This is a genomic window from Pseudomonas sp. GW821-FHT07F05 (genome assembly GCF_059418765.1).
In genome coordinates, this window is the sequence record NZ_JBWKQL010000002.1 from 578,719 (window position 1) to 604,960 (window position 26,242).

Sequence of the window (26,242 nt, forward strand, 5' to 3'; positions counted from 1 at the left end):
TCATTTACCTCTTCCAGTCGGTCATCGTGCCAAACAGGCTGGACACACTACGCCACAGCCGCCGCCGAATGAAAAGCATCGAGATAAATGTCACGTCCGGGTGACACGAAAAACGTCTGCCGACGGTGCCTGAGGCGCTGTTCAGGCCACCGCCGTCTGGTTGCGCCCCGATGCCTTGGCCCGGAACAGCGCCTTGTCCGCCAGTCCCAGCAGCCCGTGCACGTCCTGACCGGTGTTGCTCAGCGCGGCGACACCGAGGCTGGCGGTGACGCCCTCGTCATGCTGACAGGTGATGTCGGCGATTGCCTGACGCAGCTTCTCGGCAATGACATGGGCCGCGTCGAGGGACGTATTGGCGAGCAACAACGCGAACTCCTCGCCGCCCAGCCGACCGCAGACGTCGCCTTCCCGCACGAACTGGCAGATGACCCGGCCGATCTGCCGCAACACTTCATCGCCGGCCTGATGGCCGTGGCAGTCGTTGATGCGTTTGAAATGATCGATGTCCAGCATCAGCGCGCACAGCGGTAACCGGCTGCGCTTGCAGGTGTCGTACGCGCGTTCGGCCTGATGGAAAAAAGCCCGGCGATTCTTCACCCCGGTCAGTTCATCAGTCTGCGCGGCGTGGTCGGCGATGCGATGGGCATGTTCCATTTCGCGGCTCAGGCGAAAGGCCCGTTCCATGGCCTGGCACAATTTGCGCGTCGCGCTGACCACAAATCCGGCAAAGATCAGCGACGCAACCGCCATACCCTGCTGCGCGGTCTGGGGTTGAAACAGCAGCCAGATCGAGCACGGCAAGAGCACCAGTGCAATCGACACCAGCGTCATCGAGCGGTACGCCGAATAACAGGACACCGCGCTCACCGACATGCCAACGGCGAACAGCAGCACCAGCGTCTGGATCAATAAATCCCCGGCGTGCATCAGCGCCAGCGCGCCGCTGCCCCAGATGCCGGCCGACAACACCAGCGTGACCCAGTAAGTGGTTTCCCAGCGCTCCGGGGTGCGGGCGGTTTCCGGCATCCGGAAATAGGCGGTCAACATGATCAGGCGCAAGGTGGTCGAGGCGCCCAGCAGCCCGAGCCACCCGAGAATCAGGGAGTGTTCGAGGCGCTCCCAGCAGATCCACGAGAGCATTACAGCCGCCAGCGCGCTGCCGAACACCGAGAAAAAACTCTGACGGAAAAGCAACTGCAAACGATCGTTGCGCACCTGGGCCCGTATCAGGGCCTCGCGCGCCGGTTGAGAATCATGGAGGTACATCGAATTCGCCCGACCCTGGCATTGGATGGGTCGGATTGTGGCATCGTGCTATGACAGTAAACAACTCGCGCGCCAACTAATTGCTGCGCCACGCAGCGGGTGCGGCAATTCGCCGGAAAAATGACGGTTCGACCCCCACGGCGTCAGCCTTACTCCTCACGCGCGGACGGCGGTTGACCGAGGATTTCAATCAAACTCAGGGCATTGCCCGTTGCGGCGCCGCTGGCGGTGTTATCGAAAATACACCACGTCGGCGCAACGCTTAGCGCCTTGGCGTTCAGCTCGACGGCCAGACGCATCAGGAAATCCTCTTCATAGGCGCTGTAATAGATGCGCGGCGCGCCGTGCAGTCGCCAGTAGCCCAACCCCGGCCAGCCTGCCGGTTGGCGGTCATTGCTGAGCCTCGATGGGTCAACCGTCGCTTGCGCGATGCGGTAGTGAGCAAGCATCGGCTCGGCCTGCACCCAGCTTTCATGACGCGGTTCTATGACCATATGACCCGCGAAGCGCTTGCGGAGCTGGATGAAAAACCCTTCGGCTACAAGTGGCTCGAACGTCAGCGACGGCGGCAACTGCAGCAGCAGGCAACCCAACCGTTCGCCCAGTTCACTGCATTGTCCGAGAAACTCATCCAGCGCATGGCCGCTACCCTGCAACTGTTGTTCATGGGAAATAAGCTTGGGGATCTTCACCGAAAAGCGAAAATCCTCCGGCACTGAGTCGGCCCAGCGGGCGTAGGTCTGGGGCCGATGGGGGCGGTAGAACGAGCTGTTGATTTCCGCGGCGTTGAATTGCCGTGCGTAGCGCTGCAAGTGGGTGCCGTCGCCCGGAAAGGCCGGCGCGTGCTCGCGGCCCAGACTCCACCCGGCGCAGCCCACGAAGATTCTGCCAGGCGCGGTGGAGATGGCATCGTTCAAAACAGCACCTCCCCGGCTTCGCCCATGAAGATCTCTGCCGTCTTCGGCCCGATGCCGTTGAGTCCTGCAGGCGCTTTTCGAAATCGCGACGGTCGGCACTGGCGGCAGCCATGGTGCTGACCGTGCCGTCATATTCGTCAGTCAGCTTGGCCGCCAGTGCCAGCAGGCGCACGGCGGTGGATTCGTCGTAACGCGCATAACCGCCCTCGCCCAGCATCCTCACCAGCTCCCGGTGAGTGCACGCGGCCAGTTTGCCCGGCGTGTCGCGCCCGTGCCTGTCGACGATGACGTGATAGGTCTGTACCGCCGCCTGCGCCCGAATCCGTTTGCCCATCAGAAAACTGGCGATCAGCCATTTGAACAGCGCCTTTTCACCGCCCTGCACTAGGTCGATGCCCAGCTCCTGCGCCGTGATGTTCTTGCCCATGAACGCTCCTCGATTTCCATTGCTGGAATGACTTCTCAAGGGGCAGATGAGTTCGATGTTTTGGGTGGCGGCTGGATCGATGCCCCTCAGGCGTTGGATATCTGGTTGATCCCGATGACCTCGCCGCTCCAGATCATCTCGTAATGGGCGCTCTGCACTATGGAGGTGACGTGGCGCGGGGTCAGCAGTGCCCAGCAGTGATTGCCCGGCGAGCGCACCGAGTGATAGCGCAGGCCGGCCACGCCCGCCTGCTTGGCCGCCCCGCCCAGCACATGGGACTGCGCGTAGTCGTCAGGTGCATAAATCGGGTCGGAGAGCGGAATCGAGGTGGCGTCGACACTGCCCTCCTCGCTGAAACTGCAACTCAGGCAGCGGAAAACAAAGCGCTCGTACTTCAGGGCCGCGACCCGCGACCAGTACAACTGCTGATGGTGGCGCACTTCGGCGATGGCCGTGTCGACGGTGTCGGCCAGGTACAGCACGCCAAACTCGCCGCGGCTGAAGCGCGAGCCCGCCGGATTGACGTGGGTGAACGGCGCGACGGCATAAGAGCTTCCGGGAATGCCGAACGGAATCTCGGCCAGGGGAATCAGCTCAATGCGGCCGATTTCGTTCTGCAGGCGAGGATTGGTCAGCGCCTGAATCCGGTACAGCGTCTCGAACTCGGCGGCATCGGCAACGTCGCTGAACAGCTCGATGGGCGGGAATTTGGAATTGACCAGGCGATAGGCCTGCTGGGTCTCACCGGCGAGTACGGGGAGCGCGTCCGGCGTCACCATTGGGCGCCCCGGAGGGTGTCGATGCGGCGGAAGGTTTCGTACAGCGAGATCATGTCGCCCTGGGCCATAACGTCCAGTGGCTTTCTGCCGTTGAAGAACTCGTTGTGGTTTTCCATCGACGGGAAACCGTAGGCGTTGTCGGGATTATCAAAGAGGGTTCGCAGGGCGGCGTGGATGTTCAGCACAAAGCTGACTCGCTGCATTTGGTCTTGATCCAGCGCCACCGACCACTGCGCGTCGTCCTGGCGAGCGCGGGTGTACGTGCTTCGGGAAATACGCAGGATCTGGCAGGCCTGCTCGCTGGAGGCCTTCCACTTATCCAGCACCCGCAACGCCGCTCGCAAACCGACCACGCACTCGGATTTGGAAAGTTGCCGCGCTGGAATGGCGGTGGTCATGGGCGTACCTCTTGATGGCTACAGCTTAATATCTGTGGACGCAACTCTAATTCAATTGCGTCCATAGATGCAATGTCAAGTTTCGACAGCGTTGATGTGCGGCGCGACACCTGAAGCGTTAGCCGGTCCCACAACCAAGGTTCGATCCGAGGTCCCAGTATGCAGTGAAACCTCAAGGTGCATTCCAGAGCCTTCAAAAGTGAAAAAAAGGTGAAAATTCACCTTAGTCACATCTGGTAATGATTCGCATGTTGATTCAGAATCGCGCTCCCCACCGCGCCTTCAGGAATTTCCATTGTGATCCCTCGCCTTCCCGCCACCTTTCTCCTGGCCGGTGTCGTCACCGCCATGTCTGCCGCCAACGCAGCCGACGACGTCACGCTGCCGGCGATGCAGATCCAGGACACCGCCGCACAGGACGACGGGCAAAGCGTGGGTTATCAGGGCAAGCCGTCTTCGAGCACCACCAAGCTGGGGCTGACCAACAAGCAGACGCCCCAGGCGATCACCACCATCACCCGCGCGCAGATGAACGACTTTAAAATGAACGGGGTCAAGGACGCCTTGCGTTCGGCGCCGTCGGTGACCGTCGAGCAAAGTGAAAGTGACCGCACGGAGTACACCTCCCGCGGGTTCGACATCGGCAGTTTCGAGTACGACGGCATGGGCATGCCCTTCGCCCAGACGATCATGATCGGTGACCTGGACATGGCCGAGTTCGAGCAGATCGACGTGCTCCACGGCGCCAACGGTTTGATGAGCGGCACCGGCAATCCGTCGGCCACGGTCAACTTCATCCGCAAGCGACCGACCCGGGATTTCCAGGCGCAGATCGACACCAGCGTGGGCTCGTGGGACAGCCGGCGCATTGATGCCGACGTGTCGGGGCCGTTGACCGACACCGGCAACGTGCGCGGCCGCTTCATCTATGCCCACGACAAGGGCAACTCGTGGATGGACCGCTACAGCCACGAAAAGAACGTTGCCGCCGGCCTGCTCGCCTTCGACCTTTCCGACGCCGATACGCTGACCGTGGGTTTCACTCAGCACAACAGCGATTCCAACGGCAGCACCTGGGGCAACCTGCCGCTGGTCGACAGCAACAACAACCCGATCCACTACAGCAGCCGCTCGTCCAACGTCGGCCAGCCGTGGACCTACTGGAACATGCACACCCAACGCGCGTTTGCCGAATGGAAGCATGACTTCGGCAACGGCTGGAATGCCACGGTGACCGGCACCGGCATTACCGAATACCAGGACACCAACATGCTGTACGTCGCGAGCGTCACCGATGACGACGCCTCGGTGTTCGCCGCCCACACCAGCAGCAAGGCCCATCAGTTGCTGGGCGAAGCGAAGGTCTCCGGGCCATTTAGCCTGTTCGGCCGCGACCATGAGCTGACTTTCGGCGCCGCCTACGGCCGCACCCATCAGAAAGCCCGGGAATACGACGCTGGCGGGGGCACCTACTTCGACACCTCGTTCGCGGGCATTCTCGCCGGCAATACCCCTTCGCCGCAGTTTGGCTACACCAGTGACATCACCAACACCCAGAACTTCGAGGACCGGCAGAAAAGCCTGTTCGCCGGTGCCCGCTTCAGCTTGGCGGATGATCTGCACTGGATCGCCGGTGCGCGCATGCTCAGCGTCGACGGCACGGGCGAGAGCTATGGCACCGATCACGCCCAGCGCGAGCACGGCAAGGTCACGCCCTACACCGGCCTGGTCTATGACCTGACCCCGCAGTGGAGCCTGTACACCAGCTGGACGCAGATCTTCAATCCGCAATACGGCACGGTCGGCGTCGACGGCAAAGTGCTCGCGCCACTGGAAGGCAAGAGCCTGGAAGCCGGCGTTAAAGGCAGCGTCATGGACGATCGCCTGAACCTGACCGCCGCCGTGTTCAAGACCAAACAGAGCAACGTCCAGTCGGCGGACTTCATTGAAGTGGGTTCGCAGTTCCGCTATTTCACCGATGATTACAAAAGCCACGGCATCGAACTGGAAGCGTCGGGCGAGGCACTGCCGGGCCTTGACCTGCTGGCGGGTTACACCTACGTGCACATCGAAAACGACGATGGCGACAAGGCCCGTCGTTATGTGCCGACCCACGCCTTCCGTGGCATGGCCAGCTACCGACTGCCCGGCCTGCCCCAAGCCCGAATCGGCACCCGGGTCAGCTGGCAGAGCGGGATTCAGAACGACAATTACAGCGTCATCCGCCAGAACGCCTACGCGCTGGTCGACCTGATGACCAGCTACGACATCGACAGCAACTGGAGCACGGCGCTGAACTTCAACAACGTCACCGACCGCAAATACCTGACCTCGCTGTACAGCGGCACGGCGAGCAACTATGGCGCACCGCGTAACCTGACGGCGTCGTTGACCTGGCGGTACTGATCCGGGCAGTTGTCCGGTGCTGGCAACCGTGCACCCTCCTGTGGGAGTGAGCTTGCTCACGAAGATGGCATTCCAGCCGCTGAAAATTTAGCGGATGTACTGGCCTCTTCGCGAGCAAGCTCGCTCCCACAGGTTGCTCAACAGCGGCAACATCCTGGATGACTTCATTTGATGAACGCATCCGTCCGAGAATTTTTTTGAGTCGCTCGCTTGACTTCCCTTTTCCAATCAGTAAGATAGCGCGCATTCCGCGATAGCTCAGTTGGTAGAGCAAGTGACTGTTAATCACTGGGTCCCTGGTTCGAGTCCAGGTCGTGGAGCCAGACAGAAGTAAACGAAAAGGCCAGCGCTTAGCTGGCCTTTTTCGTTTCCGATCGTTTTCCCCGGGCGCTCCCTGCCTGAAGCGGGACTGCATCAGCCCCGCTCCGCCCTTATCGTCAGGCCTTGGTGTAGCGCAGCCACACCGCGCCGCCGTCCTGCACCTCCGCCGACGTCAGTTTCAAGTGAGCCGGTTGTTTCCACGCCTCGGTCGACACCTCGAACGACGCCGGATGCTCGCCCCGCCCGTCGATCAGCGGCAGGATCAGCACGCTGACTTCATCGACCAGCCCGGCGTTGACGAACGAGCCACTGACATGGGGGCCACCCTCGATGATCAGGCGCTTGCAGCCCAGTTCGCTCGACAGGATCTGCACGACCTGCTGCAGATCAATTTCGCTCTTCCCGGCAAAAATGTAAGACACCTGAATCGACTGCAGGTACGCCAGATAGTCATCCGACACGCCTTCGGTCAGCACTTCGACGACGTGGGAATCCAGCGCCTGATTTTTCTTCCAGCCGACCTTGCCCTGAGGGTCGATCGACACGGCGTAGGCCTTGGCATTGCGGTCGGCAAAATAATGGCTGCGCTCGATGGGGCCTGTGGCGAGGCCTTTGGGATAGCCCTCGTCGTGGGCGATTTCCTGCATCGTCACGCGCCCGCAGATCCAGGCGTCAAACTCAAACGTCTGGGCGAGCTTTTCGTACAGATCACCGGCGTCTTTCTTGAACGCGCGATCCCAGCCGTCGGTAAGGGCGTGGCCGTCGAGGGAGGACATCATGTGGCAAATGACATAAGGCTGCATGGCAGGCTCCAGGCTGATAAGTGTGTAGAGCCGACCTGGATCACGCGGAAATAGTTCACCCCGTCACTCGACCTGCCCTTCACAACCTGCTGCCCATCATTGCCGATGATGTACACCATGAAGCCTATTGTCTTCAGCTTCGGCAGGGCTCGCGTAACATCGCGTCATCCCAGACCCGACACGGACTTACTCCCATGACCCTGCACATCATCAATGCCGTCGCCCTCACCGCCGTGACCGTTTTCCTGGTCAACCGCGCGTTCGCCCTGTACGACCTGATCAATGCAGCGACCGTGTCCGAGCATCACTGAGGCGCTGTACTCAAGCGTGACGCAACAACGATTCAAGCAAGGCACCGAAATGCCAGGCCGCAATGGCCTGGCGGTCCCGCGATTATCGGCGGGTTAAATCATCGGTGGCTCGTATTGACGGGTCAGAAATTGGCCTTCAGCGCCTCAAGCCCCCCCTCGTAAATCCCCTTGAACAATTCCTCGACTTCACCATCGGAAACACCGTCCGGCGTAAATACCCCTGACCATTCGACCCAGGTGCTGTTGGCGCCATCTTCTTTGACTTTGAACGTTGCCAGATAGTCGTTGATTGGAAACGGGCCCTTGTCGATGGAGTAGCTGTAAGTGCGCGCCGAATTATCGTAGGTCTGCAGGCGCTCGATGATTTCAGCGCCGTCGTCGGTGGTCAGGTGACGAACGCGCCCGCCTTCCTGTGCCTCGCTTTGCTTGATGAACGGCAGCCAGTGGTTCAAGGACAGGAAGCCGCCCGTCAATGCCCACACCTTGTCGGCCGATACCGGGATGTGAATGGATGCAGATGCTTGAGCCATGTTGCTTTCTCCAGAAATGGGGGGGGCAGCGGCCGATCAGCCCGCGCGGGATGGCGTGGCGGGCCGCGCCCTCTCTAATAGGCGGTAAACGCGAGCAATCTTGTCACGGTTACCGCTGATTCGGGAGGGTGTGCGCCGCAAAAAGGCGGCGCACAGGGTGTTACTTGGCGGTGAAAGCCGAGTAGCTGTTCATCAGGTTGCGGTAGTTCGGAATGCGCTGGGACAGCAGGTTCGCCAGGCCTTCCATGTCGTTGCGCCAGTCGCCCTGCAGCTCGCACGCCACCGAGAACCAGTTCATCAACTGCGCGCCGGCCGCAGTCATGCGCGCCCAGGCGGCCTTTTGCACCACGTCGTTGAAGGTGCCCGACGCATCGGTGACCACGAACACGTCGAAGCCTTCTTCCAGCGCGCACAGGGTCGGGAACGCCACGCAAACGTCAGTTACGACGCCGGCGATGATGATCTGCTTGCGGCCGGTGGCCTTGACCGCTTTGACGAAGTCTTCGTTGTCCCAGGCGTTGATCTGGCCAGGACGGGCGATGTACGGCGCGTCCGGGAACATCGCCTTGAGCTCGGGCACCAGTGGGCCGTTCGGGCCGGTCTCGAAGCTGGTGGTGAGGATGGTCGGGAGTTTGAAGAATTTGGCGCAGTCGGCCAGGGCCAGCACGTTGTTCTTGAACTCGTTCGGCGTGAAGTCCTGGACCAGCGAGATCAGGCCGGTCTGGTGATCGACCAGCAGAACGACGGCATCATCTTTGTTCAGACGCTTGTAGGGAACGGTCATGATTGACTCCATTGAGTGGGTGACGGATGAGTACAAGGCCAGCGCATCACACTGGCAGAGAGCCCCGCCGGTCAGTGCCGACGAGGCCTTTCATGCTCTTTTCAATTGCCCTGTTCAGGCGTCGGTCAGAAGGCGAAGCACGAACAGCCAAACGCGCCCCAGAAACCCTGGAAGTCGCTGACCGGTACTTTCGACTGGCGCGCTTTATCGTGGCTGTGGGCGTGGACGCCGCAGGGACCGCTGCACTGGTGAACCGCCGCGGCCATCGGTGCGCCCTGGCGCCAGTGGCCCGGGACCTTGGAGACCGGCGACCAGTCCGGCAGCACCGGCACGCTCGGCGGCGCCAGATCGTCGAACTCGCCGGAGCCGTACACCACCTGGCCGTCGACGATGGTCAGCACCGATTCGATCCACTTGATCGACTCCTCCGGCACGCTGAAGAAGTCCTGGGACAACGCCACAACGTCCGCGAGCTGGCCGACCTTGATCTGGCCTTTCTTGCCCTGCTCGGAGGAAAACCAGGCGCTGCCACGGGTGAACAGTTCGAGCGCGGTTTCCCGGGACAAACCTTCCGGGTACAGCTCCAGGCCGCCGACGGTGCGACCGCTGACCATCCAGTACAGCGAAGTCCATGGGTTGTAGCTCGACACGCGGGTGGCGTCGGTCCCGGCACCCACCGGCACGCCTTCGGCCAGCATGCGTTTGATCGGCGGCGTGTGCTCGCCGGCCTTGGCACCGTAGCGCTCGACGAAATACTCGCCCTGGAAGGCCATGCGGTCCTGGATCGCGATGCCGCCGCCCAGCGCCTTGACCCGCTCGATGTTCTTCGGCGTGATGGTTTCGCAGTGGTCGAAGAACCACGGAATGCCGTTGAACGGAATGTCGTGATTGACCTTTTCGAACACGTCGAGCATGCGCGAAATGGACTCGTCATAGGTGGCGTGGAGGCGGAACGGCCAGCGGTGCTCGACCAGATGGCGCACTACCGGCTCGAGGTCCTGCTCCATACCCGTCGGCAAATCCGGGCGAGGTTCAAGGAAGTCTTCAAAGTCTGCTGCCGAAAAGGTCAGCATCTCGCCGGCGCCGTTGTGGCGCAGGAAGTCATCGCCCTGGTGCAGCGTGACGGTGTTGGTCCAGTGCTTGAAGTCTTCCAGCTCTTCCTTGGGCTTCTGGGTGAACAGGTTGTAGGCGATGCGCACGGTCAGCTGTCTGGCCTCGGCCAGTTGCGTGATGACCGCGTAATCGTCCGGGTAATTCTGAAAACCGCCGCCGGCGTCGATGGCGCTGGTCAGGCCCAGACGGTTCAGCTCGCGCATGAACTGGCGGGTGGAGTTGACCTGGTACTCCAGCGGCAACTTCGGCCCCTTGGCCAAAGTCGAGTAGAGGATCATCGCGTTGGGCTTGGCCACCAGCATGCCGGTCGGATCGCCATTGCTATCGCGGACGATCTCGCCACCCGGCGGGTTCGGCGTGTCACGGGTGTAACCGGCCACCCGCAGCGCGGCGCGGTTGAGCAACGCGCGGTCGTACAAGTGAAGGACGAACACCGGGGTGTCGGGGGCGGCCTGGTTGAGCTCTTCAAGGGTCGGCATGCGTTTTTCGGCGAACTGGAATTCGTTCCAGCCCCCTACCACTCGGACCCATTGCGGCGTCGGCGTGCGGTCGGCCTGGGCCTTGAGCATGCGCAACGCGTCGGCCAGGGACGGCACGCCTTCCCAGCGCAGTTCGAGGTTGTAATTCAGGCCGCCACGAATCAGGTGCAAGTGCGAGTCGTTGAGGCCCGGAATCACCGTGCGCTTGTGCATGTCGATGACCTGCGTGGCCGGGCCGCGCTGGGCCATGATCTCGGCGTCGGAACCCACGGCGACGAATTTCCCGCCGCTGATGGCCACGGCGCTGGCCTTGGGGTTTTCCTGGTCAACCGTGTGGAAATTACCATTGAAGAGAATCAGATCGACGTTCATTGCGCCTCCGTTGGCAGAAGAGTGGGACGCCCCGACGGCAAGGCCGGTGGCAGGCAGTGAAGAAAGCAGTGCGGCGGCCGCGCCGAGCAACGAGCCCTTGGCGACGAAGCGGCGGCGGTCGCTGGAAGACGGTTGATCGGCGTCGTCATCCTTCATGATCGGCGCCCGCCACCGGCGTCGGCCGGGCATTCAGCCACGGGGCAAACAGCCGCGTCGCCCGGGGCATCAGCACATACACCACCAGCAAAACGATGGTCACCGTGACCAGTGCGGTGCTGATGATGTAATGGGCCAGCAGCGGGTACAGGCGGAACACCGGCCCCCAGACCAGCGGCACCAGCAGGGTCAGCGGGCAGATCACCAGGAAGGTCACGCAGGCCTGTTTCCAGCGCGGCGGCGGGTTTTCCGCGGCGGGAACGAACCAGAATTCGTTGTGCGGGTTGACCTCGGTGAAATCGCCGTCGGCCAGCATGGGCGACGCTTCGGCCACCAGTTCGCGGCGATGGGACGAGTCGAGCCAGCTGTGCATGGCGTCGGTCGAGCAGAAGCGCAGGACGCAGGTGAACATGTGCAGGCCGTCGGCCTTGCCGCGTATGACGTCGACGCCCAGATGCCCGGGGTAACTTGCCGCCATGGCGATGATGCGTCGCAGCCAGGCTTCGTATTGGGCTTCGAAGCCGGCCTTGATCCGGTGCTTGACCACCAGGGTGACGATCTCGTCAGCGGACAGTTTCGACGTCGGGACGATGTCGGCGGTCGTGGCGTAGTCAGGCATAGCGAAGCGCTCCGGGCAAACCATGGTTGAGCGCCAGACGACCGGGTCCGGCGATCAGCACACTGGTGAAGATGATCAGTAATAACCAGCCGAACTGGCCCTGTTCGACGCTCCACTCGCTGTGCACCACGACGAGCGCGACAAGCAGCAGGATGAGAATAGGCAGACACGCCAGACGCGCCAGTACGCCGGTCAGAATCAGCAGGGGGCACAGGACTTCGGCGAAGATGGCCATGCTCAGGGTCAGTGGCGCGCCTAGATGGAACGGGTCTTCGATGAGGGTCAGCTGGGTGTTGAAGTCGAGGAGCTTGGGCAGGCCGTGGACGAACAGCAGGAACAGCGCGCCGGCGGACCTGAGGAAGAGCAGTCCGAGGTCTTGTGTGCGGTCGTTGAAGGTTGAGTAGGTCATCACACACCGTTGATTTCGTGGGCCACGACGCCTGAGGTGCAGGTGTGTGTGGCCAATGAATTCAGTGTGGCGGTGCGAAGGAGATGGGTATTGAACAGACGTGCTTTTGAGGATCCAGATCAAGATCAAGATCAAGATCAAGATCAAGATCAAGATCAAGATCAAGATCAAGATCAAGATCCTTAAGATCAAGGGCGTCGGCCTAACGGCCTCGGTTTCGCCTTCGGCGAGTTACTTGGAAAAGCACCCCAAGTAACCAAGGGTGCTTGCTCTCGGTTTGGCCCTTCGTTCCTCAGGGTTCCTTCACTCCGGTCTCGCTCCGTGGGCCCGCCGCCATCCGCCATCCATGGCGGGGGGCGGCTCTCGCGGCATCCATGCCGCTCGGCCCACTCCACGAGACCTCCGTTCAGCCTGCACCCAGGTCGCGATTGGCGTCGTCTGGGATTTTTGTGTTTGAAGATCAAAAGCAGATCAAGTGCAGATCAAGGGAGGGTCAAGCGCTAAGGACTTGTGGGAGTGAGCTTGCTCACGAAGGGCCGGTACATCCATCGGATATCTGGTGTTTTTGATAGAGCATTCGCGAGCAAGCTCGCTCCCACAGGATGGGTGTGAAATCAGCAAAATTGTTGGCGCCTGAGCTGGCCTCTTCCCGGCTAATGCCGGTCCCACTAAAAGCATCGCGTACCCTCTGGAATCGCCTCCGACTGTAGGACCGGCTTCAGCCGGGAAGCTTTTGCTTTTGCTCTTGCCGTTGCTTTTGATCTTCAAACACAAGATGTCCATTCAACGCCAATCGCGACTTGGGTGCAGGCTGAACGCAGGTCTCGCGCAGTGGGCCGAGCCGCATGGATGCGGCGAGAGCGCCGTCAGGGCATGGATGCCCGTTCGGCGCGGGCCCACGGAGCGGGACCGGAGTGAAGGAACCCTGACGAAGGAAGGGCCCAACCAGGAGCACAAGCCCTTGGTTACTTGGGGCTTTATCAAGTAACTCGCCGAAGGCGAAACAGTCTGCCCCCAGGCAGACGCCCTTGATCTTAAAGATCTTGATCTTGATCTTGATCTTGAACTTGATCTTGAACTTGATGTTGATCTTGATCTTGATCTTGATCTTGATCTTGATCTTGATCTTAAAGACCTTGAACTACGGCAAAGGCCGCGTCTCCTGAGACATGAACTCGGTAATCCGCGAACGCAGCCACCGCTCAGCCGGATCGTTATCGTGAACACCCGCCCAGACCATCGACAACTCCGCCGGCGCGATCGGGAATGGCGGATCTTCCGCGCGCAACGCGCAGCCTTCGATCAACGCGCAGGCCGCGTAATCGGGGACGGTCGCGATCAACTCGGTGCCGGCCAGCAACGCCCGCAACCCGCTGAACTGCGGCACCGCCACCACCACCCTCCTCGCCCGCCCGACTTTCGCCAGGTCGATATCGATGTTGCCGCTCAGATCGCCAGAGAACGACACCATGGTGTGTGGCCGCTGGCAGAACTCGTCCAGCGTCAACGGCTCGGGGCGTTTGTCGCCGCGCAGGACCTTCACGCCGATGTCCCGCAGCTTTTTGCGCTTGGCGTTGGCCGGCAGTTCCGTGGTGTAGCTGATGCCCACGGAAATCTCCCCCGACGCCAGCAGCGCCGGCATCAGCAGGAAGTTCGCCCGGCGCACCACGACGATGATGCCCGGCGCTTCTTCGCGCAGGCGGTTGAGCAAGGGCGGGAACAGGCCGAATTCGGCGTCGTCCGACAAGCCGATGCGGAAGATGTCGCAGCTGGTCGCCGGATCGAACTCCTTGGCCCGGCTCACGGCGCCGGAAATGGTGTCCAGGGCTGGCTGCAGTTCCTTGAGAATCGCCAGCGCCCGGGCGGTCGGCTCCATGGCGCGACCGTTGCGCAGCAGCAGAGGATCGTCGAACAGGTCGCGCAGCCGCGCCAGCGCCGCACTGATCGCCGGTTGGCCCATGAACAGCTTCTCCGCTACCCGCGTCAGGTTGCGCTCGAACATCAGCGCTTCGAAGATCACCAGCAGGTTCATGTCGACGCGGCGCAGGTCGTTGCGGTTCATTCAGCGATTCCGGAGTAGGCGTTTTCGGGAGGCCTGACGATGCCAGACCGGCGCAGGTATACACAGGCGCCGAGGGGGTGTCTTGAACATCGGTGCTGCCACCCGCCCGATGCAGCTGGAAGGATAGCCGTCCTCAACAGGCATGCACGCTCCGCGCCGCGCACCCCTTGGCGGACATAAGGGTCATGGTGCGACGCCAACTGAACGGGGTCAGCCCCACCACGCGGGTGAACACCCGGGTGAAATGGGACTGATCGGCGAAACCACAATCCAGGCTGATCTGGGAGATGGTCAGCACTGATTCGCCAAGCAAGGCCCGGGCCTTGTCCAGGCGCATCTGCAAAAACCAGTCGCGGGGCGAGAGACCGGTGTTCTTCTTGAATGCGCGGGAGAAATGACTGCGTGACAGCGAACATTCGGCGGCAATGCGGGCAATGGACAGGCCCTTGTCCATCTGGCTGGACATCAAGTCCTTGGCCAGGCGCTCCTGCCACGGCGACAGGGCGACGCGTTCGAGAACGGATTCAGGGTTCAGCGAGGGGTTGAATGCAGTCATGCCAGGCACTCCAGCTTCACAGTTGGCGGTGAGTGAAGTGTCTACAGCGCCGTTCTTAAAGTCCTTCTCGGGGTATTAAACGTTCTGAAAAGTCGTACGACGACGTGCATCGCTGCGGTGCGCCGAGCCACGCTTCAGAACATTTAAGACCCCACCAAGGACGGCACTTGGCGTGCACACTACCCTGCTCACTCCAACGGTTCGGTTCGCTGCGAGGGACGGCATGTGACCACCCGATACGTGGCTGGCATTGTGATTCCCGACGGCGCGATGGCCCGCGCGGCGACCGACCTGATGCGCGATCACCAGTCTGATCTGCTGCTGAACGCGGCCTGGCGCACGTTCGTCTTTGCCAGCCTGCTGGGGCACAGTCGCGGGCTGCGTTTCGATGCCGATCTGTTGTACACCGCCGCCCTGTTTTTGCGCATCGGCATTACCCGGCTGTACGCCCGGTCGCAACTACGGTTCGAGGTCGACAGCGCCAATGCCGCCGCCCAGTTCCTGCGCGGGCACGGGCGCTCGTGGGATGACATCGCCCAGGTCTGGGACGCTATCGCGCTGCATACCACGCCGGGCATCCCGCAGCACAAGCCGCCGTTGACCGCCCTGCTCTGCGCCGGCGTCGAAACCGACCTGACCGGCGCCCATTGCCGGTGCTTCAGCCCTGCCGCACAGGCACGGGTGTTGAGCGCGTACCCCCGCGAACCGGGGTTCAAATTCAAGTTTCTGCATGTGATGGCATTGGGTCAGGTGCATCGCCCGCAGACGACCCTGGGCACGACCAACGCCGACGTGCTGGCGTTTCATGCCCATCGCCTGAACGCGGGCGGCTTCTGCGAACGTCTGCTGGCCTCGACGTGGCCGTACTGAGCGGTGAGATTGGGCTTTAAGATTGACCCGTGCGATCGAGCTGGGTGCATCTCGATGAGCCGTCGGCGTTACGCGGCGATCGGCAAGGTAAACACGAAGGTCGCACCGCCGTAGCGCGCCGGCATGGCGTAGAGGTGGCCGCCGTGGGCACTGATGATCGACTGACAGATCGCCAGCCCCATGCCCATGCCTTTGTCCTTGGTGGTGAAAAACGCGTTGAACAGCTGATGCAGGTCCAGCGGGTCGATCCCGCGCCCGCTGTCTTCAACGCTGACCACCACATAATCGCGACCCACCACTTCGCTGGTGATCGACAGCCGCCGCAGCACGTGATCCCCCGCGCTCATGGCGTCCAGCGCGTTGAGGATCAGGTTCAGCACCACTTGCTGCAATTGCACGCTGGAGGCGCAGACCCGCAACGGTGAACAGGTCAGGTGGGTTGTCATCAAGACCCGCTGTTGCTCGACCTCGATGCCGGTCACCGCCACCACATGACGAATCACGTCGTTGACCAGCAGCTTGCGCCGGTGATGGGGCCCCTGCCGCGCCAGGCTTTGCAGCGCGTTGACGATTTCCCCGGCACGCCGGCCCTCGGCCACGATGTCTCGCAGGCCCGACAAGGCTTCGTCCACCTGCGGGTTTTCGCGATTGAGCCAACGGATCCCGGCGGCAGCGTTGGACACCATCGACGCCAGCGGCTGGTTGATTTCGTGGGCTATGGACGCCGCCAGTTCACCCATCACCGTGGCGTGGGCCACGCTGGCCAGACTGGCCCGGGCGCCGCGCAGGGCGATTTCCACATCCCGACGCCGGGCGTTCTCCTGCTCCAGGGCCTGGTGCAGGCGCGCGGTTTCCAGGGAAATGGCCGCCTGGCTGGCGAGCAGCTCCAGCACTTCGGTGCGACAGACCGTGAACACGCCCGGCGCGAGGTTGTTTTCCAGGTACAGCACGCCGAGGATCCCGCCCTGTTTGACCAGCGGCACGCACAACGCCGAGCGCACCGGATGCTGACGCAGGTATTCGTCGGCACTGAAATAGGCATCGGCGCAGACGTCGTCCAGCACCACGCGCTGACGGGTGCGCATCACCCGATACAGTATCGACAGCGGCAGGTGGTGTTTGTCGGGGACCGTGTCCGTCAGCTCGATGCGCAAGCCGTCGTTGCCGCTCTGGCCGATTGCGCAAATCACCGGTGCCTCGTCTTTCACCAGCAACAGCAGGGCCCGTTGCGCACCGGCGTGAACGATGGTGTTGCGCAGCAGGGTCTCGATCAGCCGGTCCTGCTCGCTTTCGTCGCGCAGGGCGTGGGCGGATTTCATGACGGAGGACAGGTCGAGGGCATCGCGTCCGGCCAGGGTGATCGATGTGCGCGGGGACGACACGTTCTCCAGCCCCGGCGCAAGGTTCGGACCCGGACCGAGCGGGATGGCAGACGCGCCATGTCGTCCGTCTGGCAGGTCGGACTGCAGATCCGGAATGTCCCGGAATTGCTGCCACTGCTGGTGCATCTCGCTTAGCGCCTGATGCAGCGCGGCGGCACTTTGATAACGATCATGCGGGTTTTTAGCGATCAACCGATGCACAAGATCGGCCAGCGGCCCGGGGATGTCGCCACGGTGCTGGCTCAGCGGCGGCGGGATGCGCGCGACATGGCAATACACCCACTCCACTGCATCGGCGGCCTCGAACGGCAATTGCCCGGCGAGCCATTCATAAAACGTCATGCCCAGCGCATAGAGGTCGCTGCGTGGGTCGGCCTGACGCTGCACCCGGCGCGACTGTTCTGGGGCCATGTAGCCGAGCGAGCCGCAAAGCGTGTCGGACATCGGCAGTTGCGGCGCCGACTGCACATCCACACTCAAGCCGAAACCGCTGAGCCGCACCTCACCTTCGGCACTTTCGATCAGGTTGCACGGTTTGATATCGCGGTGCAGCAGGCCTGCCTGGTGAGCGCCCGTTACGGCGGCAGCGGCAGCGATGGCCCGCTGCAAAAAGCCCTCGATGGACAGCGGCGCGTCGGGTTGATCATGCAACGACACGCCGCTGGCATCCTCCAGCACCAGCAGCGTGCCGTCCGGCCCCGACAGCAACGCCACCGGTTGCACGGCCCATTGCGGCATCAGCCGGGGGGCCAGTGAGAATTCGTGTTCAAGACGGCGGACCGCAGCAATCGAGGCGCCGGGTGCGGGACGGACGATGCGCCAGTGGCGATCTTCCTGCGTCAGCGTGACCCGGTAATGAGCGAGTTCTCCATCGACAAACAGCAACTGCCAGACGAGCTGCTCCAGCCACTGAGGCCCGAATGCCCCGGCGCTGGAGATCGCTGTGTAAGGCCCGTTGAAAATGCTGCTCATGAAGCCCCTTTATTGGAATCCTGTGCGGGGTGCGATTTCCCGGCTAAAGCCAGTCCTACAAATACAACGCAGATCCCCGTAGGACCGGCTTCAGCCGGGAAGGCGTCGGACGTCACACCGCCAGTCTAAGGTTGCTCAATCCGGCCTCTTCCCGGCTAAAGCCAGTCCTACAAAAACAACGCGTATGCGCCGGGGTCAGTTCACGTGACAGCCCAGCCGGTCACTCATCTTCAGCAGCTCGATCACATTGCGCGCATTCATTTTGGTCAAAACGTGCCTTTTGTGGACCTTGGCGGTGACTTCGCTGGTGCCCAGTTCCACGGCAATCTGTTTATTCATCTTGCCGGTGATCAGCAGCGCCATGACCTGCCGTTCCCTCGGGGTGAGGCTGGCGAAACGCGCTTTGACGCCTGCGGTCAGGCAGCGCTCGTCCAGGCTCGTCGCGTCGCTGGTCAGTGCTTCGCGCACCAGATCCAGCAGTTGCTCCGGCTCGAACGGTTTGGTCAGGAACTCGCGGGCGCCGGCCTTGATGGCGCGCACGGACATGGCGATGGTGCCGTAGCCGGTCATGAAAATGATCGGAAAGGTCTGGCCACGATCCAGCAAGGTCTGCTGCAGATCGAAGCCGGTGCCCTGGGCCAGATTGACGTCCAGCAGCAGGCAGAGGGGGCCTTGGCTCAGGGGCTGGGCGAGAAACGCCTGAGCGCTGTCGAACACCTCGCAGACGATGTCCGCCGAATGCAACAGTCGCTGCAAAGAGGTGCGGATGGCGGCGTCATCGTCCACCACATAGACCTTGGGATTCACAGTCATGACGGGCTCATAAAGCGTTGCATCAACTGCCAACGGCCAGTGCTCTCTGATGCCGCGCATGATACCCGTCGGGCCCGGCCGGCACAGCCCTGATGCTTTGCAAGGTCGCCAGCGCCGAAGGTGCGTCGCAATCCTGTACGCGCGGCACGCTCAGCTCCGGCGTCACGGTGTCCTGAGCGCTGGCCGTCAGCAGGCAGGCGCGGGTTGTGCCGAGCATCCGGTAGAAACGGAATGGCCCCTGGGCGCTGACCATCAGCAACGACTTGGTCGCCAGCCGCACGATGCAGTCCATGACGCAGGCGCGCGGCAAGCGGGTGCGCTGCAAGGCATCGCAGGCACGTTCCAGGGTGAAGCGACCGTCCAGCTCGGCCAGCCGCCGCAGCACGGTGCGCTCTTCGCGACCGAGCAAACGCAGGCTCCAGGCCAGGGAAGCCTGCAGCGTTTGCTGACGCGGCGGCGCAGTGCGCAACGACGCCGAGAGCAGGTGCAGGCTGCCGTCCAGGCTCGCCACCAGTTGATACAGCCCCAGCGCGCAGGCCCGGGCGGCGGCCATTTCCAGTGCCAGCGGCATACCGTCGAGGCGACGGCAGATTTCCCCCACCAGCTCGACGCTGTAGTCGTCCAGCTCGGCGTTGCCGTCAGCCGCCAGATGGCTGTCCAGCGCACGCCATTGCCGCAGGAACAACTGCGCCGACGCACTGCGCAAAATGGTGTCCGGGGAGGCGTTCAGGTCTGGAATATCGAGGGGCGGCACTTGCAGGCTGCGCTCTCCGGCAATGCGCAACGGCTCGCGGCTGGTGGCAATCGCGCGGACCGCCGGCGCGCCACGCAGGATGACGTCCAGCAGGCTGGCGACGCTTTCGACCAGATGCTCGCAGTTGTCCAGAATGATCAGGCCCGGCTGTTGCTGCAGATAGCGGATCAGCCCTTGCAAATCCGGGTCGCCGCCGCTGCAGTCCACGCCGACCGCGCTGGCAAACGCTTCCAGCAGCAGTTCGGCGCATTGCAGTTGCGCCAGCGGCACGAAGTACACGGGGGTCGTGCCGGCTTCCAGCAGCGTCTGACCCAACTCGGCGGCCAGCGCGGTCTTGCCGACGCCGCCCGGGCCGATCAGCGTGACCAGCGCGCAGCCTTCCGCCAGTGTGTTGCTCACTTCATCCAGCAATGCCTGACGCCCGAGCAAGGCGACGCGGGCGGGCAGTGGGTGATGACAGCTGACGCCCTGAAGCACGACCGAGGCGCGAGTGTCGGTCTGTGCGCCATCCCCGCCCAGCAGCACGTAACCGCGGCCGGGCACGGTGCGGATCTGCTCGCGGTCGGTGCCCAGCGCCTTGCGCAACGCGGAGATATGCACTTGCAGGTTGTTCTCTTCAACCACGGTGTCCGGCCAGACACTCTGAAGGATCAGTTCCTTGCTGACCAACTGACCTTGATGACGCAGCAACAGGTCGAGTATGTCGAAGGCACGGGTGCCAATGCGCATGGCGACGCCGTCCTTGAACACGTCTCTGTGCTCGCGGGAAATCATCGTCTGACCGAGACTTATCATTTCATGCTGTCCTTGGGAGTGGAGTCGCAGGCCCTGATTCGCTGACCATCGTCCGGGCGGGGTTGAATCCCGGAGACGTTCAGCGCAGCTATCCATTTTTAACAAGCGCTCATCTAACCAGTTAAAACCAGACACCGATATTAGCTGTAGGGATAGTGACCGAGGGATTAGGCGGCAAGCTGCAAGCTGCAAGCGGTGATGACTGAACAGGAGGGTTGCGCGCAGTGGCCGATGCCTGGCCTCGAGTAAAACGCGCAATAAAAAACGCCCCGGCTTTTAGACCGGGGCGTTTTTATTGGATCGTCGAGCTATTTCAGCAACGGCACATGGGCCGCGCGTTGATACGGGCCGTACTCGACCGGCACCCACTGGAAGTGTTTGTCGATGGCGACGATGTGGCCGGTGCCGGGGAATGGCAGGTGTGCGGCGGCGACCCAGATCTTCTTGCTGGCCGCTTGAGTGAACACCTGATCGCGGCTGGCGATGGCTTTCTGGCTGTTCTCGTCGAAGGCGATGCTGACGTCCGGGTGATCGAACTGCACGGCGAGGCTGTGGATCAGGTCACCGATGAACAGGATGGTCTGGCCTTTGGAGCTGAACTGATACGTGGTGCTGCCTGGCGTATGCCCTGCTTCCAGCGCCGTGCTGACTTCCGGCACCGGCGACTGGCCTGGGGTGAAGGTCTTAAACCGGCCAGCGGCGACGTAGGGTGCGGTTGAATCCTGGGCGATCTTGAAGTAGGCCTTGGCCTGTTCCGGCACGCGGCCAATGGCGGTCGGGTCGAGCCAGTAATCCGCTTCGGGTTTGGCGGCATAGACCGTGGCGTTGGCAAACACGGGCTTTTTGCCGGCGTCGACCAGGCCGCAGACGTGATCCAGGTGCATGTGCGTGAGCAGCACGGTGTCGACCTGATCCGGCTGATACCCGGCGGCCTTGATGTTCTGCGAGAGCATGCCGGCCGTCTCGCCGATGCACTGGCCTGCGCCGGTGTCGACAAGGATCAGGTGCTCGCCGGTGTTGACCAGAAAGGCGTTGAACGCCGTCTGCATGCCCGGTGTTTCGATGGCGCGGCGGGCCAGCAAGGCGCGGATGGCGTCGGGCTTCATGCCTTTGAGCAGCTTGGGCGACAGGTCGTTGTAGCCGTCAAACAGTGCCGTAACTTCATAGTCGCCGACGGCCAGCCGGAAATAACCGGGCACCTGGGTTTTCTGCTGGGCGGGCGCCTGAGCCAGCGCGACGCCGGAGCACAAAGCGGCTGCGAGAGCGACGGAGCCCGCCAGAGCGACGGAACGGGCGATTGGAAGAACGGATGCGCGCATGGGGATGCCTCGAATCGGAGAACGTGAGACGTCCGATACTGCGCGGCTCAGGGGCAATGGTCTTGAAGCAATGTGCTGGAAGCCATGTGTTTCTTGGCAGGATCACCAGGCCCCATCGGTTATAGACATCGATCAGAGCGGTGCCTACATTGTGCGCGCGCCTTCGCGCGGGTCGGTCCTGCCCTGCACTTGGCCCCTGCACTTCAGCCCTGCACTTTTCCTGCGGATATCTCCCATGTCGACCGTCGTTCCCCATTACTCGCTGGCGTGGAGCCTGCTACTGCTGCTCGCCGACGTGCTGGCCTGGCACTTGCTGGCCGACCGCAACCGGCTGGCACGCATCGCCACGCGGCTGGCGGCATTCGTCGCCTACAGCCTGGTGATCATCAACGCCGGCGTGAGCCCGCTGGAAGCGCCGGCCTGGCCTGACGACAGCGCCCTGCAATTCGGCGCCACCGCGCTGGCGATCGTATGGTGGCTGTACGCCGCACGCACCCTCACCGTGGTCCTCGGGCTGGCGCTGACCAGTCGCGTGGGACACAGCGGTCGGCTGTTGCAGGAGGTCATCGGTGCGGTGATTTTCCTCATCGCCATCGTGGCGGCAGCGGGCTATGTGCTACAGCTGCCGGTCAAGGGCTTGCTGGCGACGTCCGGCGCGATGGCGATCATCGTCGGCCTGGCCCTGCAGAGCACGCTGAGCGACGTGTTCTCCGGGATCATCCTCAACACCACCAAGCCGTATCAGGTCGACGATTCGATCTCCATCGACGGCATGGAAGGCAAAGTCATGGACATCGACTGGCGCGCCACGCACCTGCTGACGGGCGTTGGCACCATGGTGGTGATACCCAATTCCGTGGCGGCGAAGGCGAAGATCGTCAATTTGAGCCGACCGGTCCATATTCATGGCGTGTCGATCAACATCATGATGTCGCCGCACATTCGCCCGCGCCGGGTGCTCGATGCCCTGGAGCGCGCGCTGCAGGGTTGCAGTGCGTTGCTGCAGACACCCAAGCCTCGCGCGGTGGTCAAGGAAACCAGCCCGACCACCATCGAATACGTGATCACCGGGTTCATCAGCGACCTGAACAACAAGAGCGACGTGCGCAATCTGCTGTTCGACCTCGCCTTTCGGCACCTGGAAGCGGCGGGTATCGCCTGGCAATCGGAAACCACCGCCGAAGCGATGTCCCGGCCCCGAGCGCTGCTGGACGAGGTCAAGGTTTTCCGCACCAGCACTGCCGAGGAGAAAAATCAGCTGGCCCAGAGCATGGTCGCGCGCGAGTACACGGCCGGGCAGACGATTATCGAGGTCGATGAGGTCACCGATGGCTTGCTGATGATTGCCACGGGCGTGGTGTCGGCGAGCGTCAAGGACGGCAACGAGATGGTGGAAGCCGGGCGCATGGGCCCGGGCGAAGTGATGGGTGAGCAGAGTGTGCTGGCCGATACGCCTTCGCAAGCGCGCTTCACCGCCCTCACCTCCTGCGTGGTTTACCGCATCGACAAAGCCGCCACGCGGCAGGCTATGGAACAGCGGGTTGAAATCGTGACGGCGTTGAACAAGCTGCAAGCAGTGCGCCAGCAAGGCACCCAGCATGTGCTGATGCGTAACCCGGTGGTGATCAAAAAGAATAATTTTCTGGGGTGGTTGCAGAAGCGCTAGGTGAACGGCAAATTCAGTGGGACCGGCTTTAGCCGGGAAGAGGCCGGTTTGTCCACCATAAATGTTGCGGTGTAACACCTGACGCCTTCCCGGCTGAAGCCGGTCCTACATTGAATTGGCTTTCAGGCAACGAACCCGTCACCTTCCAGCAGCGAGCGGAGCATCCACGCCGCTTTTTCGTGGACTTGCATGCGCTGGGTCAGCAGGTCGGCAGTGGGCTCGTCACTGACTTTCTCCAGCAGCGGGAAGAGTTCGCGCGCGGTGCGTACCACTGCCTCCTGCCCTTCGACCAGTTGCTGGATCATGTCGGTCGCAGCGGGCACGCCCGGCTCTTCCTTGATCGACGACAACCGCGCATAGGTGGAATAAGTGCCCGGCGCCGGGAAGCCCAGGGCGCGGATGCGCTCGGCAATGGAGTCCACCGCCGTCGCCAGTTCGGTGTATTGGTCTTCGAACAGCAGGTGCAGCGTGCGGAACATCGGGCCGGTGACGTTCCAGTGAAAGTTGTGGGTTTTCAGGTACAGCACGTAGGTATCGGAAAGCAGTCGCGACAGTCCTTCAACGATCTCTGCACGGTCCTGCTCGTTGATTCCGATTTCAATAGCCATGAATTGCTCCCTAAGGTCTGTTGATTGCTGAGGGGTCGATTCTAGTGGCGACGACCGAGGGACGGAAATCAGCCATGGCAATCGCGGCCATCGACGCGGCCTATGAAACGTCCTCGGCCCAAGACATTCAGCGTTGACACAAACGGGCGGTTCAGGCGACGTTACGGCCTGCCCTTTTTCGCTCCCTGAACCTTCCGAACAGGCAACGCCATGAACGAACTGCAGCAGCTGAATGAAAGCCACGGGCTGTTGCTGGTGTTCGTCAACGTGCTGCTGGAGCAGATCGGCTTGCCGGTGCCGGCGTACCCGACGCTGATAGTCACCGGGGCGCTGGCCATGCAGAGCAAGCCACTGCTGGGCGCCGGGGTGCTGGTGGCGATGGTCGCCTGCCTGATTGCCGATGGGCTGTGGTACTGGGCCGGCAAGCGTTATGGCGGCGTGCTGCTGAAAACCATCTGCAAGATTTCTCTCTCTCAGGACTCCTGCGTTCGTCAGGGGTTGACCGTTTATGAGCGCGTCGGTCCGCGGGCGATGCTGCTGTCCAAATTTCTCCCCGGCGCCGGTGCGCTGGTCACCACCGTGGCCGGCATGAACGCCACGCCGGTCTGGGTGTTCGTGCGCTATTCCCTCGCCGGTTCGTTTATCTGGGCGGGCTCGGCGCTGCTGCTGGGCATGCTCTTCAGTGACGCGCTGATCCCGATGCTCGACTGGTTGAGCGGTTACATACCGATCGCTATCGTCAGCGTGCTGGCGGTGCTGGGGCTGTTCATTGGCTGGAAGTACTTCAAGCGCCGCCGGCTCAAAACGCGCACGGCGCGAGTGCCGCGCATCACCGTTCCCGAGCTGCTGGCCCTGCGCGACACCGACGATGCGCCGGTGGTCATCGACGTGCGACCGAGTTTCCATGCGGCCGTTATCGAAGGCATTCCGGGGGCGGTGTCGATCAGTCTCGAGGAGCCGATAGCCCCGTGGATCGAGCGCCTGGGGGATGTCGACATGGTGTTCTATTGCGCCTGCCCGAATGAGCTGTCGGCGGCATTGCTGGCGGAAAAGCTCCACGCCCACGGCCTGACTCGGGGCAAGGCGCTGATAGGAGGGCTGGATGCCTGGCAGGCGGCGCATGTGCAGCCAGAGGTGTCGGACAGAACAGCGGCGTGACGCCGGGAGCACGCGGCCCCCAGCATCATCTTCTGCACATCGAAATCAGATCCCGCTTAGCGCCAGGTCCATCGCGAAGTACGTGAAGATCAAATCCGCACCTGCGCGCTTGATCGCGCCGAGGGTTTCGCGGACGACGCGGTGTTCGTCGATGGCCCCGGCCTGGGCGCCGAACTTGATCATCGCGTACTCGCCGCTGACCTGATACGCCGCCAGCGGCAGGTTCGAGGCTTCGCGGATGTCGCGGATGATGTCCAGGTACGCGCCGGCCGGCTTGACCATCAGCGCATCGGCGCCTTCTGCCTCGTCCAGCAGCGATTCGCGCAGGGCTTCGCGGCGGTTCATCGGGTTCATCTGGTAGGTTTTGCGGTCGCCCTTGAGCGCCGAGCCGCCGGCTTCGCGGAACGGACCGTACAGCGCCGAGGCGAACTTGGTCGAATAGGCCATGATCGGCGTCTGGGTGAAACCGGCGGCGTCGAGGGCGGCACGAATCGCCTTCACTTGGCCGTCCATCGCCGCCGACGGGGCAATCACGTCAGCGCCGGCACGGGCGGCCATCACCGCCTGCTTGCCAAGGTTTTCAATGGTCGCGTCGTTGTCGACATGGCCGCCGTGCATCACGCCGCAATGGCCGTGGTCGGTGTACTCGCAGAAGCAGGTGTCGGACATCACGATCATTTCCGGCACGGCGGATTTGATGGTCCGCGAGATCCGCGAGACCAGGCCGTTTTCCTGCCAGGTGTCGCTGCCGGTAGCGTCCAGGTGGTGGGAGACGCCGAAGGTCATGACCGACTTGATGCCGGCCCGGGCGTAACGCTCAACCTCCTGCGCCAGCTTGGACTCGGGAATGCGCTGCACGCCGGGCATGCTGTTGATCGGCACGAAGTCGTCGATTTCTTCTTCGACGAAGATCGGCAGCACCAGATCATTGAGGGTGAATTCGCTTTCCTGAAACAGCGAGCGGAAATGTTCGTTGCTGCGCAGACGGCGTGGACGGGCAGCGGGAAACAGGCTGGACATGGCGGTTCCTGAGTCAAGAATATCCGGAAGATCGCCGGACTCAACACGTCCGGCGATATCAATGGCGCGAAGCTTATGCCTGGGACGGTTTCGATTCAAACGCCCTGACAAGAAAGTCCGTTACGTTAGCCGCAACAGTGCGCAGAACCAAAACAATGGCGCCGGGTCATTTAGCAA

General features: G+C 62.4%; 23 protein-coding genes, 1 tRNA gene and 1 pseudogene. 6 read left to right on the forward strand and 19 right to left on the reverse strand.

The genetic code is table 11. The annotated features are described in order from the left end of the window. Positions 1-141 precede the first annotated feature (141 nt). The 5 genes and pseudogenes from AC07RO_RS06680 to AC07RO_RS06700 form a co-directional block, all read right to left on the reverse strand. Positions 142-1,266 carry a GGDEF domain-containing protein gene (locus tag AC07RO_RS06680; protein ID WP_495085620.1) on the reverse strand — a complete coding sequence of 375 codons (1,125 nt, stop codon included), beginning with the start codon at positions 1,264-1,266 and terminating at the stop codon, positions 142-144. A gap of 149 nt (positions 1,267-1,415) precedes the next feature. Further along, a complete protein-coding gene (locus AC07RO_RS06685) occupies positions 1,416-2,150 on the reverse strand; it encodes a DUF72 domain-containing protein (RefSeq protein WP_495085754.1) in 735 nt (244 codons plus the stop codon). Between the two features lie 29 nt (positions 2,151-2,179). After that, positions 2,180-2,610: pseudogene (locus tag AC07RO_RS06690) on the reverse strand (HhH-GDP family DNA glycosylase). Between the two features lie 86 nt (positions 2,611-2,696). Further along, positions 2,697-3,389 carry an RES family NAD+ phosphorylase gene (locus AC07RO_RS06695; RefSeq protein WP_346629917.1) on the reverse strand — a complete coding sequence of 231 codons (693 nt, stop codon included), beginning with the start codon at positions 3,387-3,389 and terminating at the stop codon, positions 2,697-2,699. Next, entirely contained in the window at positions 3,383-3,787 is a 405-nt protein-coding gene (locus AC07RO_RS06700) for an antitoxin Xre-like helix-turn-helix domain-containing protein (RefSeq protein WP_282373384.1), read from the reverse strand. Before AC07RO_RS06700 ends, AC07RO_RS06695 begins: the two co-directional genes overlap by 7 nt. Before the next feature lie 348 nt (positions 3,788-4,135). Here AC07RO_RS06700 and AC07RO_RS06705 point away from each other — a divergent pair, with 348 nt between their 5' ends. Then, positions 4,136-6,193, forward strand: coding sequence for a TonB-dependent siderophore receptor (locus AC07RO_RS06705; protein WP_495085755.1), 2,058 nt, complete (start codon positions 4,136-4,138; stop codon positions 6,191-6,193). Between the two features lie 247 nt (positions 6,194-6,440). Beyond that, positions 6,441-6,516, forward strand: a tRNA-Asn gene (locus AC07RO_RS06710). Positions 6,517-6,630: 114 nt separating this feature from the next. Here AC07RO_RS06710 and AC07RO_RS06715 read toward each other — a convergent pair. From AC07RO_RS06715 to AC07RO_RS06740, 6 genes are all read right to left on the reverse strand, one after another. Beyond that, positions 6,631-7,317, reverse strand: a complete 687-nt coding sequence (locus tag AC07RO_RS06715; protein ID WP_495085621.1) for a RibD family protein — start codon at positions 7,315-7,317, stop codon at positions 6,631-6,633. Between the two features lie 433 nt (positions 7,318-7,750). Continuing rightward, a complete protein-coding gene (locus tag AC07RO_RS06720) occupies positions 7,751-8,158 on the reverse strand; it encodes an SRPBCC family protein (RefSeq protein WP_495085622.1) in 408 nt (135 codons plus the stop codon). 160 nt (positions 8,159-8,318) lie between these two features. After that, positions 8,319-8,942, reverse strand: a complete 624-nt coding sequence (ycaC, locus tag AC07RO_RS06725) for an isochorismate family cysteine hydrolase YcaC (RefSeq protein WP_282373664.1) — start codon at positions 8,940-8,942, stop codon at positions 8,319-8,321. A 125-nt stretch (positions 8,943-9,067) separates the two neighbouring features. Next, entirely contained in the window at positions 9,068-10,906 is a 1,839-nt protein-coding gene (locus tag AC07RO_RS06730; protein WP_495085756.1) for an amidohydrolase, read from the reverse strand. A gap of 145 nt (positions 10,907-11,051) precedes the next feature. Further along, positions 11,052-11,681 carry an antibiotic biosynthesis monooxygenase gene (locus tag AC07RO_RS06735; protein WP_495008226.1) on the reverse strand — a complete coding sequence of 210 codons (630 nt, stop codon included), beginning with the start codon at positions 11,679-11,681 and terminating at the stop codon, positions 11,052-11,054. Further along, a complete protein-coding gene (locus AC07RO_RS06740; RefSeq protein WP_495085623.1) occupies positions 11,674-12,090 on the reverse strand; it encodes a DoxX family protein in 417 nt (138 codons plus the stop codon). The genes AC07RO_RS06735 and AC07RO_RS06740 overlap by 8 nt, the downstream gene beginning before the upstream one ends. Positions 12,091-12,190: 100 nt before the next feature. Between AC07RO_RS06740 and AC07RO_RS06745 the strand changes: the two genes are divergently transcribed. Further along, positions 12,191-12,346: a hypothetical protein gene (locus tag AC07RO_RS06745; protein WP_495085624.1), complete on the forward strand. Its 156-nt coding sequence runs from the start codon at positions 12,191-12,193 to the stop codon at positions 12,344-12,346. Positions 12,347-13,231: 885 nt separating this feature from the next. On the opposite strand, the gene AC07RO_RS06750 is transcribed toward AC07RO_RS06745, so the two are convergent. Both AC07RO_RS06750 and AC07RO_RS06755 read right to left on the reverse strand, forming a co-directional pair. Beyond that, positions 13,232-14,152 (reverse strand): LysR family transcriptional regulator, encoded by a 921-nt coding sequence (locus AC07RO_RS06750; protein WP_133771037.1) that lies wholly within the window; start codon positions 14,150-14,152, stop codon positions 13,232-13,234. A gap of 133 nt (positions 14,153-14,285) precedes the next feature. Beyond that, positions 14,286-14,708, reverse strand: a complete 423-nt coding sequence (locus tag AC07RO_RS06755; protein ID WP_495085625.1) for a helix-turn-helix domain-containing protein — start codon at positions 14,706-14,708, stop codon at positions 14,286-14,288. Between the two features lie 225 nt (positions 14,709-14,933). Here AC07RO_RS06755 and AC07RO_RS06760 point away from each other — a divergent pair, with 225 nt between their 5' ends. Continuing rightward, the gene (locus tag AC07RO_RS06760; protein WP_495085626.1) at positions 14,934-15,578 is read left to right on the forward strand and encodes a phosphohydrolase; all 645 of its coding nucleotides are present in this window, start codon (positions 14,934-14,936) and stop codon (positions 15,576-15,578) included. A gap of 68 nt (positions 15,579-15,646) precedes the next feature. Here the strand turns inward: AC07RO_RS06760 and AC07RO_RS06765 are convergent, their stop codons facing one another. The 4 genes from AC07RO_RS06765 to AC07RO_RS06780 form a co-directional block, all read right to left on the reverse strand. Continuing rightward, a complete protein-coding gene (locus AC07RO_RS06765) occupies positions 15,647-17,932 on the reverse strand; it encodes an ATP-binding protein (RefSeq protein ID WP_495085627.1) in 2,286 nt (761 codons plus the stop codon). A gap of 195 nt (positions 17,933-18,127) precedes the next feature. Continuing rightward, positions 18,128-18,745 carry a response regulator transcription factor gene (locus tag AC07RO_RS06770; protein WP_282369867.1) on the reverse strand — a complete coding sequence of 206 codons (618 nt, stop codon included), beginning with the start codon at positions 18,743-18,745 and terminating at the stop codon, positions 18,128-18,130. Between the two features lie 22 nt (positions 18,746-18,767). Continuing rightward, a complete protein-coding gene (locus AC07RO_RS06775) occupies positions 18,768-20,294 on the reverse strand; it encodes an ATP-binding protein (protein WP_495085628.1) in 1,527 nt (508 codons plus the stop codon). Between the two features lie 308 nt (positions 20,295-20,602). Continuing rightward, the gene (locus AC07RO_RS06780) at positions 20,603-21,613 is read right to left on the reverse strand and encodes an MBL fold metallo-hydrolase (RefSeq protein WP_495085629.1); all 1,011 of its coding nucleotides are present in this window, start codon (positions 21,611-21,613) and stop codon (positions 20,603-20,605) included. A gap of 235 nt (positions 21,614-21,848) precedes the next feature. Between AC07RO_RS06780 and AC07RO_RS06785 the strand changes: the two genes are divergently transcribed. After that, positions 21,849-23,279, forward strand: a complete 1,431-nt coding sequence (locus AC07RO_RS06785) for a mechanosensitive ion channel domain-containing protein (RefSeq protein ID WP_495085630.1) — start codon at positions 21,849-21,851, stop codon at positions 23,277-23,279. 122 nt (positions 23,280-23,401) lie between these two features. Here AC07RO_RS06785 and AC07RO_RS06790 read toward each other — a convergent pair whose 3' ends face one another. Next, positions 23,402-23,887: a Dps family protein gene (locus AC07RO_RS06790; protein ID WP_495085631.1), complete on the reverse strand. Its 486-nt coding sequence runs from the start codon at positions 23,885-23,887 to the stop codon at positions 23,402-23,404. Between the two features lie 210 nt (positions 23,888-24,097). Between AC07RO_RS06790 and AC07RO_RS06795 the strand changes: the two genes are divergently transcribed. Further along, positions 24,098-25,045, forward strand: a complete 948-nt coding sequence (locus AC07RO_RS06795; protein ID WP_346629907.1) for a VTT domain-containing protein — start codon at positions 24,098-24,100, stop codon at positions 25,043-25,045. Between the two features lie 45 nt (positions 25,046-25,090). On the opposite strand, the gene hemB is transcribed toward AC07RO_RS06795, so the two are convergent. Next, positions 25,091-26,065 (reverse strand): porphobilinogen synthase, encoded by a 975-nt coding sequence (gene hemB / locus AC07RO_RS06800; RefSeq protein ID WP_074887680.1) that lies wholly within the window; start codon positions 26,063-26,065, stop codon positions 25,091-25,093. Between the last annotated feature and the right edge of the window lie 177 nt (positions 26,066-26,242).

Excerpts from the sequence above, each read along its gene's own strand:
- AC07RO_RS06750 (WP_133771037.1), bottom strand. The coding sequence starts at position 14,152 with ATGAACCGCAACGACCTGCGCCGCGTCGACATGAACCTGCTGGTGATC.
- ycaC (WP_282373664.1), bottom strand. The coding sequence starts at position 8,942 with ATGACCGTTCCCTACAAGCGTCTGAACAAAGATGATGCCGTCGTTCTG.
- AC07RO_RS06790 (WP_495085631.1), bottom strand. The coding sequence starts at position 23,887 with ATGGCTATTGAAATCGGAATCAACGAGCAGGACCGTGCAGAGATCGTT.
- hemB (WP_074887680.1), bottom strand. The coding sequence starts at position 26,065 with ATGTCCAGCCTGTTTCCCGCTGCCCGTCCACGCCGTCTGCGCAGCAAC.
- AC07RO_RS06735 (WP_495008226.1), bottom strand. The coding sequence starts at position 11,681 with ATGCCTGACTACGCCACGACCGCCGACATCGTCCCGACGTCGAAACTG.
- AC07RO_RS06700 (WP_282373384.1), bottom strand. The coding sequence starts at position 3,787 with ATGACCACCGCCATTCCAGCGCGGCAACTTTCCAAATCCGAGTGCGTG.
- AC07RO_RS06695 (WP_346629917.1), bottom strand. The coding sequence starts at position 3,389 with ATGGTGACGCCGGACGCGCTCCCCGTACTCGCCGGTGAGACCCAGCAG.
- AC07RO_RS06730 (WP_495085756.1), bottom strand. The coding sequence starts at position 10,906 with ATGAACGTCGATCTGATTCTCTTCAATGGTAATTTCCACACGGTTGAC.
- AC07RO_RS06720 (WP_495085622.1), bottom strand. The coding sequence starts at position 8,158 with ATGGCTCAAGCATCTGCATCCATTCACATCCCGGTATCGGCCGACAAG.
- AC07RO_RS06795 (WP_346629907.1), top strand. The coding sequence starts at position 24,098 with ATGAACGAACTGCAGCAGCTGAATGAAAGCCACGGGCTGTTGCTGGTG.
- AC07RO_RS06740 (WP_495085623.1), bottom strand. The coding sequence starts at position 12,090 with ATGACCTACTCAACCTTCAACGACCGCACACAAGACCTCGGACTGCTC.
- AC07RO_RS06765 (WP_495085627.1), bottom strand. The coding sequence starts at position 17,932 with ATGAGCAGCATTTTCAACGGGCCTTACACAGCGATCTCCAGCGCCGGG.
- AC07RO_RS06780 (WP_495085629.1), bottom strand. The coding sequence starts at position 21,613 with ATGCGCGCATCCGTTCTTCCAATCGCCCGTTCCGTCGCTCTGGCGGGC.
- AC07RO_RS06770 (WP_282369867.1), bottom strand. The coding sequence starts at position 18,745 with ATGACTGTGAATCCCAAGGTCTATGTGGTGGACGATGACGCCGCCATC.
- AC07RO_RS06680 (WP_495085620.1), bottom strand. The coding sequence starts at position 1,266 with ATGTACCTCCATGATTCTCAACCGGCGCGCGAGGCCCTGATACGGGCC.
- AC07RO_RS06715 (WP_495085621.1), bottom strand. The coding sequence starts at position 7,317 with ATGCAGCCTTATGTCATTTGCCACATGATGTCCTCCCTCGACGGCCAC.
- AC07RO_RS06785 (WP_495085630.1), top strand. The coding sequence starts at position 21,849 with ATGTCGACCGTCGTTCCCCATTACTCGCTGGCGTGGAGCCTGCTACTG.
- AC07RO_RS06755 (WP_495085625.1), bottom strand. The coding sequence starts at position 14,708 with ATGACTGCATTCAACCCCTCGCTGAACCCTGAATCCGTTCTCGAACGC.
- AC07RO_RS06705 (WP_495085755.1), top strand. The coding sequence starts at position 4,136 with ATGTCTGCCGCCAACGCAGCCGACGACGTCACGCTGCCGGCGATGCAG.
- AC07RO_RS06775 (WP_495085628.1), bottom strand. The coding sequence starts at position 20,294 with ATGATAAGTCTCGGTCAGACGATGATTTCCCGCGAGCACAGAGACGTG.